Genomic DNA, 11,849 nt, shown 5'->3' with positions numbered 1-11,849 from the left:
CTCAAGACCACCCTCGAGGCCATCGCCGCCGGCCATCCGCAAGGCCGCATCGACGAACTTCTCCCGTGGAACTTCAAGCCGTCAAGCTGAACCTGAGGTGGGATGCAGCCGCCGCTTACGACCAATCGCAGGTTTCGTTGGCTGCGCCCTCTCGCAACCAAGTGTGCGTGGAAAACATGGCAGCACGTCAATCTCGGATCCGGTGCCGCTTGAGTTTGTGTCGAGTGAATATCCAGTTAATCCCTTGGGGCGATAGTTCAGTCGTTGTCGATCGCGAGTTGCAGACCGTCCCAAGCTGCATATTTGTCGCCTGTCTCTCGGATGTGCGTATAGCGTTTCAGGCTGACCCAGGACCTGTGCCCGCTGACTGCTGCGACATGGGGAATGTTCCAACCCATCTCGAACAACCGAGAAATGCCTTCATGGCGTAGATCGTGGAAATGCAGATCCTCGATCCCGAGCAGTTTGCAAGCGCGGGTGAAGTTGGCCGTGATCGCGTCGGGGGAGTAGGGGAAGATCTCAGTCTTGCTCCTGCGCATGCTGTCGATGATCCGAATGGCTTCCTCGGGCAGATCGACCCAGGTATCGTTTCCGAGCTTTTCGCCGGGATGCTTCATGTCACGGATCAGGATGCGCTTGTGCTCCTTCTGGAAGTCATCCCAGGTGAGGCGGGTGATCTCTGCCAACCGGCGGGTCGAGAAAAGAGCGAAAACGATCACCTTGTGCATGGGCATGGCTTGAGGTATTCGCTGGCGCCGATCAATGAAGTGGGTCAGCAGCCGGTCGAGTTCATCGAGGGTGGGTCTGCGATTTCGCTGCGCGGAACGGGAGATGATACCCATGCGGCGCGCGACGGTGATCGCGTCTCTCATCTCTCGGTCATCCAGTCGGAAGTCCCACATCGGTCGTGCGATGGCGAATATGGAGGCGAGATGGCTCGCGTAGTTCCCGACGGTTTGCGGTTGTCCAGGCAGAGACTGAAGGAACTCGATGATATCCTTCGATTTGATGGTGGAACAGGGCAGATCGGCGATCGGGTAGGAGGCGATGGTCCTGAGGACCTGCGCCTTTGTGCGACCGATGTCCTTCACCGTTTCTTCGGTGTAGCGCTCGATCGCTTTGGACAGGGGAGGGTCGGATGCATTCAGTTCCTCCAGCGCTCCGGGCTTGGCAAGCTCTTTCTCACGCTTCTTTATCCAGGCGGTCGCAGCGGGGCGTCTGTCAAAGGTTTTCGTCTCATGATAAGTAGAGCCCTCTCGCATTACACGCACACGAGCTAGATAGCTGCTACTGCCATCTTTACGTTTGCGCGTGGTAATCGAGCCCATGATGGCCTCCTGACTTGGTACATGGGAATTCTATTTGGTACATTGTGCCAAGTCCAGCGTCGAAATCGGCGTGTTTGGTACAGAACAGGCGGGAACGAGACGAAGATGAGGCGCAGCTAAGTGACTGATGAAATAAAAAAATATGATTTATCAAAGGCCTCTCGCCTGTCCGTCGCGCCCATGATGGATTGGACCGATCGGCATTGCCGCTACTTTCACCGGCTGATGTCGCAGGAAACCCTGCTTTATACCGAGATGGTCACCGCCCCGGCGCTGGTGCGGGGTGGGGCGCTGCATCTGCTGGACTACAGCCCCGAGGAGCATCCGGTGGCGCTGCAGCTGGGCGGCTCCGACCCGGCGGAGCTGGCAGCGGCGGCGCGGCTGGGCGCGGCGGCGGGCTATGATCAGATCGACCTCAATTGTGGCTGTCCTTCGGACCGGGTGCAATCGGGCCGCTTCGGGGCGGTGCTCATGACCGAACCCGATCTGGTGGCCGATTGCGTCAAGGCGATGCAGGATGCCGTGTCTTGCGAGGTGACGGTGAAATGCCGGATCGGCGTCGACGATCAGGACCCGGAAACGGTGCTGCCCGATTTCCTTGCGCGGGTGTCGGCCGCCGGCTGCCGGCGGTTCACCATCCATGCCCGCAAGGCCTGGCTGAAGGGGCTCAGCCCGAAGGAGAACCGGGATATCCCGCCGCTCGACTACGATCTGGCGCTGCGGATGAAGGCCGATTTTCCCGATCTGCATCTGTCGGTGAACGGCGGTGTTGCCAGCCTCGATCAGGCGGAGGCGTTTCTGGCGGCGGGCTTCGACGGGGTGATGATCGGGCGGGCCGCCTATCATCAACCCTGGGATATCCTGGGGGCGGCGGACACGCGCCTTTACGGTGCGAAACGCGCGCCCTGTGACGGGCCCGATCAGGCCGCCCGCGCCATGCTGCCCTATATCGAGGCGCATCTGACCGCCGGTGGCCGGCTGCATCAGATCACCCGCCATATGCTGGGGCTGTTCGCCGGGCGCCCGGGCGCCCGGATCTGGCGCCGCATCCTGTCCGAGGGCGCCGCGCGCGCTGACGCCGGCCCCGAGCTGGTGGAAGAGGCGCTGACGCATATTCGGGCAGCCGAACCGGCCGACTGAGCTGTTACCGCCAACGGTTCTGGTCTCTCTCTCCGCCCGGGTGTAAGCCGCCGACACATTCCCAATCTGAGAGAGAGCGTATGCCCGATACGATGTTGTTGTTGCAGATGCTGGTGCTGTTGCTGGTGATCGGCGCTCTGGCCGGGGTTCTGGCCGGGCTGCTCGGCGTCGGCGGCGGGATCGTCCTGGTGCCATCCTTCTTCTATGCCTTCCAGACACTGGGATATGGCGGGCCGCAGCTGATGCAGGTCTGCCTCGCGACCTCTTTGGCGACGATCATCGTGACCTCGACCCGCTCGGTGCTCAGCCACAACCGCAAGGGGGCGGTGGACTGGAGCATCCTGCGCGGCTGGGGGCCGGGGATCGTCGTCGGTGCCGTGGTCGGGGTTCTGGTCGCCTCGCAGCTCCGCTCCAGCGCGCTGCAGGCGCTGTTCGGTATTCTGGCGCTGTTGATCGGGCTCTATTTGGCGCTGGGGAAATCCGAATGGCGACTGGGCGAGGAGATGCCGAAAGGGATCAAACGGGCCAGCCTGTCGCCGATGGTGGGCTTCCTGTCGGTGCTGATGGGCATCGGCGGCGGCAGCTTCGGGGTGCCGCTGATGACCCTGCATGGCACCCCGATCCACCGCGCGGTGGCGACGGCGGCGGGCTTCGGTGTGATCATCGCGCTGCCCTCGGTGCTGGGCTTCATGCTGATGCCGGTGGATGCGGCGGCGCAGCTGCCCTATTCGATCGGGGCGGTGAACATCCCCACCTTCCTGGTGGTGATCGCGATGACCACGCTGACCGCGCCGCTGGGGGTCAAGATCGCCCATGCGATGGATCCGAAGCCGCTGAAACGTGTCTTCGCCGTCTTCCTGATCCTGGTCGCGCTGAACATGCTGCGCAAGGCGATGGGGTGGTAGGCGATTTCTTCACCCGCGGCTGGGCCCGGTTCGGGGCCGATCCGCAGGTGCGTCTGTGGGCCGCCGCGGCCCTGACGGCCGGGCGCGCCGCCCTGCGCGACCCGGCCTTTTCGCAGGGCCATGTCTGCGAGGGCTCCTGGTTCGTCGGTCTCGACGCGCTGCCCAACGATGCGGTGGGGCGGGTGGCCGGATCGGCCCCTTTGTCCGGGCCGGCGGTGGCGTTTCTGCGCGACCAGTTCGGTACCCTGCCGCCACTGCACCGCGGTCAGCTCTCCACCGTCTTTCCCGGCTATCCGCGACCGCGCGCGGGGGAGGGGCCGGGCGCCTTCCGCTATCGTCAGCGACGCGATGCCGCGCATCTCGACGGGCTCAAGGCGGAGGGGCCGGATCGCCGTCGCCGGATCGCCGAGCCGCATGCCTTCATCCTTGGTCTGCCGCTGACCGATGTATCGCCACAGGCAGCGCCGCTGGTGGTCTGGGAGGGCAGCCACGAGATCCTGCGCGCCGCGCTCGCCGCCGCGCTGGCGCCCTATCCGCCTGAGCGCTGGTCCGAGATCGACGTGACCGAGGCTTATCAGGCGGCCCGCCGAGAGGTGTTCGAGACCTGTCGGCGGCTGCCGCTGCCGGCCCGGCCGGGGGAGGCGGTGCTGCTGCATCGTCTGGCGCTGCATGGGGTGGCGCCCTGGAGCGCGGAGGCGCCGGCGCCGGCGGAGGGACGGATGATCGCCTATTTCCGCCCGCCGATGCCGGGCGGGATCACCGCCTGGCTTGGCGCGGACTGAGCCGGGCGGCGCCGTGGCGGGTCAGCGGGCGGCCCGGGCGGCCCGGCCGCCGCGACGGCGGCTCAGCGCCGGTTTGCGCTCGGGCAGGGCGGCCATGACCTCCCGGCGATCCTCGGGGCTCATCTGCGACCAGCGGGCGATTTCATCCAACGTCCGGTAACAGCCGGCGCAGATCTGCGCCGTCGGGTGGATCACGCAGATCTTCACGCAGGGGCTCTCGACTTCGGCGCGCTGCCAGAGCTGATCGGTCATGCTCATCCCTCTGCCTTCATATGGCGCATCCGGTCCAGCGCCCCTTGCAGGATATACCCGGCGGCGACGTTGTCGATCAGCTCGGCGCGACGTTTTCGGGACGTATCCGCCTCCAGCAGCGCCCGTTCGGCGGCCACGGTGGACAGCCGCTCGTCCCAGAAGCCGATCGGCAGATCGGTCAGCCGGCTGAGATTGCGGGCGAAGGCGCGGGTGGACTGGCAGCGCGGCCCCTCGCTACCGTCCATGTTGCGCGGCAGGCCCAGCAGGATGCCGCCGGCCTCGCGATGGGCGATGATCTCCAGCAGCCGGGCGGCATCGACACCGAATTTCTTGCGCCGGATGGTCTCCAGCGGCGTGGCCACGGCGCCGATCCGATCGGAGACCGCGACGCCGATGGTCTTGTCGCCCAGATCGAGGCCGACCAGCGCGGTCATCGGCGGCAGCGCGGCGACGAAATCGGCGAAATCGTCCTGGATCATTCGGCGATCCCCGCGTTGCGGGCTGCCGCTTCGATCTGGGTCAGCGCCTGGGTATCGCTGGCGAAGGTCTGCAGCGCCTCCTGATAGATCGCCCGGGCACGGTCGGTCTGTCCCAGCACGCCGAGCGCGCCGATCAGCCGGGCCCATTCCGCCGGGCTGCCGCCCTCGCTCGCCAGCCGGTCCGACAGCCGCCCGACCATGCCCTGGATCATCTCCTGCCGGTCGGCATCGCTCATGTCGCGGGTGGCCTCGACGTCGGCGGCGCTGGGGCCGGGCATCATCGGGCCGCCAGCCGCCGGCGGCAGGCTGTAGCGGACCCCGGCCAGCGACGCGAGCTCTTCGATCTGGCCGCGGATCGGCGCGATCCAGTAGCCATCCGGCGGCCCCATGCGCAGGGTCTCCTCCCAGATGCCGAAGGCGACGTCGGGCCGCCCGGTCTGCGCCATCATCAGGCCCCAGTAATAGCGCGCCGGTCCGTAGTTGGGATCGAGTTTCAGCGCCCGGCCCAGGGCCTGTTCCGCTGTCGGCGAGACATAGCCGCCCGCCGCCATCACCAGGAGTTCGGCATAATCGCCGTAATCCTTGGCGGTGGCCGCATCGCCTTTCAGCTCCAGCACCCGGGCCTTGGCGGCATAGGCGGCCTTGAAGTTGCCGATATTGGCCTCATGCTGGGCCAGCAGATCGTGGCCGCGCAGATCGTCGGGACGGGCCGCCACGGTGCTGCGCAGCTGGTCGATCAGCTTCTGATAGCCTGCCTCCAGCTCCGGCGCCGGCTGCGCCGGCATCCGCGCCTCGGCGGCGGTCTGATCGGGGCGGCTCTTGCGCGCCTCCGCGGCCATGGCGATGCGTTGCTGCAGCCCCAGATCGCCATAGCCCGGCGCTCCGAGGGCGCGGTAGACCAGGATCGAGCCGCCGATGACCAGCACCGCCAGCGCCACCGCCATCACCGCGGTCGCGCCCGCCGGCTGGCCGTCGCCGTTGCCGGCGCCGCGCAATGCGGCATCGGCCGACAGGATCCGGCGCGAGACCTCGGTGCGCAGCCGGTCGGCGTCTTCCTGGCCGATCACCCCGCGCGCCAGATCGCGGTCGATTTCCTTCAGCTGGTCGCGATAGACCTGCATGTCATAGGCGGCCGCGGGCCCGGCGCCGGCGCGGCTGCGCATCATCGCCAGAACCAGCAGCGCGGCCGCCGCCAGCGCCATCAGCGTCGTAATGATCCAGAACGTCATGAGCTCTCCCGTTTCATCCTGATCTATCGTGCCGGAGGGCCTGAAAAAAGGGCAAAACGCTTGTCATGGCGGTCATGTCGCAACTGTGACCGGGAGCGGCAATTTGCAGTGGGAAAAAGCCGGGTCAGGCGGCTATGACTATAGAGGACAGACACCGATCGGATTCGCCCATGAAACGCTATTCCGCCTTTGCCGTCGCCCGTGAGGCCCTGAGGTATCACAAGGGCTGGGGCCGGGCCTGGCGCGCGCCCGAGCCGAAGGCCCGTTATGACGTGATCATCGTCGGCGCCGGCGGGCACGGGCTGGCCACGGCCTATTACCTCGGCAAGAATTTCGGCATCACCAATGTCGCGATCCTGGAAAAGGGCTGGCTCGGCGGTGGCAACACCGGGCGCAACACCACCATCATCCGGTCGAACTATCTGCAGGATTCCTCTGCCGCGATTTTCGAGAAGGCGCGGTCGCTCTATGAGGATCTCAGCCAGGATCTGAATTACAATGTGATGTTCAGCCCGCGCGGCTGCCTGATGCTGGCGCAGACCCAGTCCGAGGTGCGCGGCTATGAGCGCACCGCGCATGCCAATGCGCTGCAGGGGGTGGAGACCGAGTGGGTCGGGCCCGAGCGGGTCAAGGAACTGCTGCCGATCATCAATCTCGACGGGCCGCGCTATCCGGTTCTGGGCGGGCTCTGGCAGGCTCGCGCCGGCACCGCGCGGCATGATGCGGTGGCCTGGGGCTATGCCCGCGCCTGTTCCGACATGGGCATGGATATCATCCAGAACTGCGAAGTCACCGGGGTGATGCGCGCCGGCGGCAAGGTCACCGGCGTCTCCACCACCCGGGGCGAGATCGGCTGTGACAAGCTGGGGATGGTGGTCGCCGGCCACTCCGGCGTGCTGGCCGATCTGGCCGGCTTCCGCCTGCCGATCGAAAGCGTGGCGCTGCAGGCGCTGGTTTCCGAACCGGTGAAGCCACTGATCGATATCGTCGTCATGGCCAATACGGTGCACGGCTACATGTCCCAGTCCGACAAGGGTGAGCTGGTGATCGGCGGCGGCACCGACAGCTTCAACAACTATTCCCAGCGCGGCAGCTATCATCACATCGAACATACGCTGGCGGCGCTGATCGAGACTTTCCCGATCATCTCGCGGATCAAGATGCTCCGGCAATGGGGCGGCATCGTCGACATGACCGGCGACCGCTCGCCGATCCTGTCGAAAACGCCGGTAGAGGGGATCTTCGTCAACTGCGGCTGGGGCACCGGGGGCTTCAAGGCGATCCCGGGATCGGGCTGGGCCTTTGCCGAGCTGATGGCCCGGGGCCAGTCGCCGCTGGCCGAAGAATTTTCGCTCGACCGTTTCACCGAGGGCCGCTTCATCGACGAAAGCGTCGCGGCGGGGGTCGCGCATTGATGGTTGTCTCGATCAAAGACTTCGTGAAGGCCGCCTTGCTTGAGATTTCGGATGCAGTCGTCGAGGCGCGCAAAGAAAGCCGCGTCAATATTGCTCCCGGCTATGTTGAAGGGATTGCGCAAATTGAACCTCAGAGTGTGCAATTCGAACTTCTTGTTGAGGTCACCAGTGAGAGCACGAAGGCCGGAGATGCGAAGGTGGAAGTTCCGGTCTTAGGGATTGTGCGCGCATCTGCCGGGATAGATGCCAAAAATAACCGGAATACCACTAACTCCCAGAAAATATCATTTTCTGTTCCAATCTACTTCCAGGCGCCTAAGAATGAAGAGGACAGATAGATGCTGATCCTGACCTGCCCCTGTTGCGGCGTCTCCGCCGAGGAAACCGAATTCGCCGCCGGCGGTGAGGCGCATATCACCCGTTTCGGCCCCGGCGCCTCTGACGAGGAGTTCCGCGACTACCTCTTCGCCCGGGAAAACCCCAAGGGGGTGCATTTCGAACGCTGGCGCCATGCCTATGGCTGCGGCAAGTGGTTCCATGCCGCCCGCTGCACGGTGACGCTGGAGGTCTTCGGCACCTATTCCGCCCAGACCCTTGAACCGCCGCTGGCGATCCGCGACGCCATCGCCGCCCGGCGCCCCGGCTGGACATGGGGCGCCGCGGAATGAGCCTTCTTCTCTGCAAAAATACTCACATCGCGCCCCGCGTCCCAAGCGAAAGGCCCGCCGGATGAGCACCCGTATCGCCAAACAGGGCCGTCTGATCGACCGCTCCCGCCCCGTGACCTTCACCTTCAACGGCAAGCCGATGAAGGGCTATGCCGGCGATACCCTGGCCTCCGCGCTTCTGGCCAACGATCAGATGCTGGTCGGCCGCTCGTTCAAGTACCACCGCCCGCGCGGCATCGTCGCCTCCGGCGCCGAGGAGCCCAACGCGCTCGTCGGTCTCGGCCTGGGCGCGCGGTTCGAGCCGAACCAGCGGGTCACCACCACCGAGCTGTTCGACGGGCTCTGCGCCAGCAGTCAGAACCACTGGCCCAGTCTGGAATTCGATGTCGGCGCGGTGAACGCGGCGCTGGCGCGGTTCTTTCCCGCCGGCTTCTATTACAAGACCTTCATCCATCCGCGCGCCTTCTGGAAACATGTCTACGAGCCGGTCATCCGCCAGTCGGCCGGGCTGGGTCAGCCGCCGAAGGAGGCGGATGCGGATCGTTACGAGCATTTCTATGCCTTCGCCGATGTGGTGGTGATCGGCGGCGGCGTTGCCGGGTTGATGGCAGCGAAAACCGCTGCCGCCACCGGCGCCCGGGTCCTGGTGATGGAACAGACCGCCCATTGGGGGGGCCGCGCCCCGGTGGACGGCGGCGAGATCGACGGTCAGCCGGCCGAAGACTGGATCGCCGCAACCGTGGCGGCGCTGAAGGCGCTGCCCAATGTCACCCTGAGGACCCGCTGCATGGGGGCCGGGGTGTTCTATCACGGCTATCTTCTGGGCTATGAGCGGCTCAGCGATCATCGCCCCGGGGCAGAGGGGCCGCGCCACCGGCTGTGGCGGGTCCGCGCCCGCCAGATCGTCACCGCCACCGGGGCCATCGAGCGGCCGCTGTCCTTCGCCGGCAACGATGTGCCGGGGGTGATGCTGGCCTCGGCGATGCGCGACTATGCCGTCAACTACGGGGTCATCCCGGGGCAGAAGGTCGTGGTGGTCACCAACAACGACGACGCCTATCGCACCGCCATCGCGCTGAAACGCGCCGGGGCGGAAGTGCTGCGCATCCTCGATGCCCGCGCCACCGGCGGCGGCACGCTGATGGAGGAGGCCCGCAGCCTCGGGCTGCGCGTCGATTGCGGCCGCGCCGTCGCCAAGGTCGCGGGCGGCAAACGGGTGAGCAAGCTGGCGATCTGCGCCCAGGAAGGCTCCGGCGCCGCGCTGGAGGAAATCGCCTGCGACTCGGTGGCGATGTCGGGCGGCTGGTCGCCGGTGGTGCATCTGTGGTCCCATTGCGGCGGCAAGCTGATCTGGGACGAGGCGCAGGCGATGTTCCGCCCCGATCCGGCGGCCGCACCGGTGGGCGCCGACGGGGCCGGCTTTGTTCTCGCCGCCGGCGCCGCCAATGGCTATATGGGGCTGGGCGCCGGGCTGGCCGATGCCGCCGCCGCCGGCAAATCCGCCGCCCAGGCCGCGGGCTTCAAGGCGAAGAAATCGGCGCTGCCCGCGGTTCTCGAACCGGAAGAGGCGCCGATGGTGCCGGTCTGGATGATGCCCGCCGCCGCCAGCCCCGAGCTGCGCGCCAAGGCCTGGCTGGATTTCCAGAACGACGTCAAGGTCGCCGATGTCCAGCTCGCCGCACGCGAGGGCTACGAGAGCGTCGAACACACCAAGCGCTATACCACGCTGGGGATGGCGACAGATCAGGGTAAGCTCAGCAATATCAACGGTCTGGCAGTTCTTTCTGATGCACTGGGTCAGCCGATCCCGCAGGTGGGCACCACCACTTTCCGGCCGCCCTATACACCGATCAGCTTCGGCGCCATGGCCGGCGATGCGCGTGGCGAGCTGTTCCAGCCGCTGCGGCGCACGCCGATGCACGGCTGGCACGAGGCGCATGGGGTGGACTGGGAACCGGTCGGCCAGTGGCGCCGTCCCTTCGCCTATCTCCGGGACGGCGAAACCCCTCATGACGCTGTCATGCGCGAGGTGAGCAATACCCGGCAAGCCGTTGGAATTCTTGATGCCTCCACGCTGGGCAAGATCATCGTCAAGGGCCCGGACGCCGGCCGCTTCCTGGACCTGATCTATACCAACATGATGTCCAGCCTGAAGCCGGGCAAATGCCGCTACGGGCTGATGTGCTCTGAAAACGGCTTCCTGATCGATGATGGCGTCGTCGCCCGCTTGGACGAGGACAGCTTCCTCTGCCACACCACCTCCGGCGGGGCCGATCACATCCATGCGCATATGGAGGAATGGCTGCAGACCGAATGGTGGGACATGAAGGTCTATACCGCCAACGTGACCGAGCAATACGCCCAGATCGCTGTTGTCGGCCCGAAGGCGCGCGCCGTGCTGGAGGCGCTCGGCGGGCTCGATGTGTCGAAACAGGCGCTGCCGTTCATGGGCTGGGTCGAGGGCGAGCTGGGCGGGATCCCGGTGCGCATCTACCGTATCTCCTTCTCCGGCGAGCTGTCGTTCGAGATCGCGGTGAAGGCGGGCTATGGCCGGGCGCTCTGGGACCAGCTGATCGCCGCCGGGGAGACCTTCGGGATGATGCCCTATGGCACCGAGGCGCTGCATATCCTGCGGGCCGAGAAGGGCTTCATCATGATCGGCGACGAGACCGATGGCACCGTGATCCCGCAGGATCTGGGACTGGACTGGGCGGTCTCCAAGAAGAAGGACGACTTCATCGGCAAGCGCGCGCAGCAGCGCAGCCACATGACCGATCCCGCCCGCTGGAAGCTGGTGGGGCTGGAAACGCTCGACGGCAGCGTGCTGCCCGATGGCGCCTATGCCCCGGCCGAAGGTGTCAACGCCAACGGCCAGCGCAACACGCAAGGCCGGGTGACCTCAACCTATTATTCGCCGACGCTGGGCCGCGGTATCGCCATGGGGCTGGTTCTGAACGGCCCCGATCGGATGGGCGAGGTGATCGATTTCCCGGGGCTGAACGGCAAGACCTATCAGGCGAAGATCGTCGATCCGGTGGTCTTCGACAAGGAGGGGGAGAAGCAGAATGTCTGACCCGATCAGCCCGCTGAGCGGCGCCCGTTTCGACGGGATCGCCCATATCGAGGAAGCCGGGCCTGCCGGCATGATCACCCTGCGGGGCGATCTGGCCTCGAAACCGGTGAAATCGATTGCCGCCACGGTGACTGGCGCGAAGCTTCCGGCGCAGGGGCAGATCGTCTTCGGCAAGACCGGCGCCGTCGCCTGGATGTCGCCGGACGAGCTGATGCTGTTCTGCGCCTATGAGGCCGCGCCGGCCGGGGTGGAGCTGGCGACCGCCAGCTTCGGGGCGGCGCATGGGCTGGCGGTGGATGTCTCAGACGCGCGGGCCAAATTCCGCATCTCCGGTCCCGCCGCGCGCGAGGTGATGGGCAAGATCTTCCCGATCGATTTCGCGCCGGGCCAGTTCGAACCGGGCCGCTTCCGCCGCAGCCGCATGGGCCAGATCGCCGCCGCGGTCTGGATGGAGGCCGACGGCAGCTTCGGCATCATCTGCTTCCGCTCGGTGGCGGAATATGCCTTCGCGCTTCTGAATGAGTCCGCCCTGCCGGGATCGGCAGTCGGAATTTACTGAACCGGGGCGCCGTTACGAC

Annotated in this window: 13 protein-coding genes; 9 read left to right on the top strand and 4 right to left on the bottom strand. The window is 66.1% G+C overall.

What is annotated here, in order from left to right:
- Window positions 1-90, top strand: a 90-nt coding sequence (locus tag QO033_RS25370) for a transposase domain-containing protein (protein ID WP_456107298.1), incomplete at its 5' end; no start/stop codon positions are given.
- 167 nt (window positions 91-257) lie between these two features.
- Here QO033_RS25370 and QO033_RS22900 read toward each other — a convergent pair.
- A complete protein-coding gene (locus QO033_RS22900) occupies window positions 258-1,328 on the bottom strand; it encodes a site-specific integrase (RefSeq protein WP_284483187.1) in 1,071 nt (356 codons plus the stop codon).
- A 120-nt stretch (window positions 1,329-1,448) separates the two neighbouring features.
- Here QO033_RS22900 and dusA point away from each other — a divergent pair, with 120 nt between their 5' ends.
- The 3 genes from dusA to QO033_RS22885 all read left to right on the top strand — a co-directional run bounded on the left by dusA (window position 1,449) and on the right by QO033_RS22885 (window position 4,155).
- On the top strand, window positions 1,449-2,468 hold the full coding sequence (dusA, locus tag QO033_RS22895; protein WP_284483186.1) for a tRNA dihydrouridine(20/20a) synthase DusA: 1,020 nt from the start codon (window positions 1,449-1,451) through the stop codon (window positions 2,466-2,468).
- Window positions 2,469-2,548: 80 nt separating this feature from the next.
- The gene (locus QO033_RS22890) at window positions 2,549-3,373 is read left to right on the top strand and encodes a sulfite exporter TauE/SafE family protein (RefSeq protein WP_284483185.1); all 825 of its coding nucleotides are present in this window, start codon (window positions 2,549-2,551) and stop codon (window positions 3,371-3,373) included.
- Entirely contained in the window at window positions 3,367-4,155 is a 789-nt protein-coding gene (locus QO033_RS22885; RefSeq protein WP_284483184.1) for a phytanoyl-CoA dioxygenase family protein, read from the top strand. Before QO033_RS22890 ends, QO033_RS22885 begins: the two co-directional genes overlap by 7 nt.
- A gap of 21 nt (window positions 4,156-4,176) precedes the next feature.
- On the opposite strand, the gene QO033_RS22880 is transcribed toward QO033_RS22885, so the two are convergent.
- Genes QO033_RS22880 through ccmI form a run of 3 tightly spaced genes read right to left on the bottom strand, consistent with a single transcriptional unit; the run spans window position 4,177 to window position 6,115 of the window.
- The gene (locus QO033_RS22880) at window positions 4,177-4,407 is read right to left on the bottom strand and encodes a DUF1289 domain-containing protein (protein ID WP_284483188.1); all 231 of its coding nucleotides are present in this window, start codon (window positions 4,405-4,407) and stop codon (window positions 4,177-4,179) included.
- A gap of 2 nt (window positions 4,408-4,409) precedes the next feature.
- The gene (gene ruvX, locus QO033_RS22875; protein ID WP_284483183.1) at window positions 4,410-4,886 is read right to left on the bottom strand and encodes a Holliday junction resolvase RuvX; all 477 of its coding nucleotides are present in this window, start codon (window positions 4,884-4,886) and stop codon (window positions 4,410-4,412) included.
- Window positions 4,883-6,115: a c-type cytochrome biogenesis protein CcmI gene (gene ccmI / locus QO033_RS22870; protein ID WP_284483182.1), complete on the bottom strand. Its 1,233-nt coding sequence runs from the start codon at window positions 6,113-6,115 to the stop codon at window positions 4,883-4,885. The genes ruvX and ccmI overlap by 4 nt, the downstream gene beginning before the upstream one ends.
- Window positions 6,116-6,285: 170 nt before the next feature.
- Here ccmI and QO033_RS22865 point away from each other — a divergent pair, with 170 nt between their 5' ends.
- From QO033_RS22865 to QO033_RS22845, 5 genes are all read left to right on the top strand, one after another.
- Complete coding sequence (locus QO033_RS22865; protein WP_284483181.1) at window positions 6,286-7,530, top strand: sarcosine oxidase subunit beta family protein; 1,245 nt, start codon at window positions 6,286-6,288, stop codon at window positions 7,528-7,530.
- Window positions 7,530-7,868 (top strand): hypothetical protein, encoded by a 339-nt coding sequence (locus QO033_RS22860; RefSeq protein ID WP_284483180.1) that lies wholly within the window; start codon window positions 7,530-7,532, stop codon window positions 7,866-7,868. The genes QO033_RS22865 and QO033_RS22860 overlap by 1 nt, the downstream gene beginning before the upstream one ends.
- Entirely contained in the window at window positions 7,869-8,198 is a 330-nt protein-coding gene (locus QO033_RS22855) for a sarcosine oxidase subunit delta (protein ID WP_284483179.1), read from the top strand. It abuts the gene before it with no gap.
- A 61-nt stretch (window positions 8,199-8,259) separates the two neighbouring features.
- Window positions 8,260-11,271: a sarcosine oxidase subunit alpha family protein gene (locus tag QO033_RS22850; protein WP_284483178.1), complete on the top strand. Its 3,012-nt coding sequence runs from the start codon at window positions 8,260-8,262 to the stop codon at window positions 11,269-11,271.
- Window positions 11,264-11,830: a sarcosine oxidase subunit gamma gene (locus QO033_RS22845; protein ID WP_284483177.1), complete on the top strand. Its 567-nt coding sequence runs from the start codon at window positions 11,264-11,266 to the stop codon at window positions 11,828-11,830. Before QO033_RS22850 ends, QO033_RS22845 begins: the two co-directional genes overlap by 8 nt.
- Window positions 11,831-11,849 lie beyond the last annotated feature (19 nt).

The sequence above is a fragment of the Pseudodonghicola flavimaris genome (assembly GCF_030164425.1).
GTDB lineage: Bacteria > Pseudomonadota > Alphaproteobacteria > Rhodobacterales > Rhodobacteraceae > Pseudodonghicola > Pseudodonghicola flavimaris.
The sequence above is the reverse complement of the archived record's forward strand: the minus strand, read 5'-3'. Positions and strand labels throughout refer to the sequence as shown.

Bases quoted from the DNA above. Each gene is read 5' to 3' on its own strand.
- QO033_RS22860 (WP_284483180.1), top strand. From the start codon at position 7,530: ATGGTTGTCTCGATCAAAGACTTCGTGAAGGCCGCCTTGCTTGAGATT.
- QO033_RS22845 (WP_284483177.1), top strand. From the start codon at position 11,264: ATGTCTGACCCGATCAGCCCGCTGAGCGGCGCCCGTTTCGACGGGATC.
- QO033_RS22850 (WP_284483178.1), top strand. From the start codon at position 8,260: ATGAGCACCCGTATCGCCAAACAGGGCCGTCTGATCGACCGCTCCCGC.
- ruvX (WP_284483183.1), bottom strand. From the start codon at position 4,886: ATGATCCAGGACGATTTCGCCGATTTCGTCGCCGCGCTGCCGCCGATG.
- QO033_RS22865 (WP_284483181.1), top strand. From the start codon at position 6,286: ATGAAACGCTATTCCGCCTTTGCCGTCGCCCGTGAGGCCCTGAGGTAT.
- ccmI (WP_284483182.1), bottom strand. From the start codon at position 6,115: ATGACGTTCTGGATCATTACGACGCTGATGGCGCTGGCGGCGGCCGCG.
- QO033_RS22880 (WP_284483188.1), bottom strand. From the start codon at position 4,407: ATGACCGATCAGCTCTGGCAGCGCGCCGAAGTCGAGAGCCCCTGCGTG.
- QO033_RS22900 (WP_284483187.1), bottom strand. From the start codon at position 1,328: ATGGGCTCGATTACCACGCGCAAACGTAAAGATGGCAGTAGCAGCTAT.
- QO033_RS22855 (WP_284483179.1), top strand. From the start codon at position 7,869: ATGCTGATCCTGACCTGCCCCTGTTGCGGCGTCTCCGCCGAGGAAACC.
- QO033_RS22890 (WP_284483185.1), top strand. From the start codon at position 2,549: ATGCCCGATACGATGTTGTTGTTGCAGATGCTGGTGCTGTTGCTGGTG.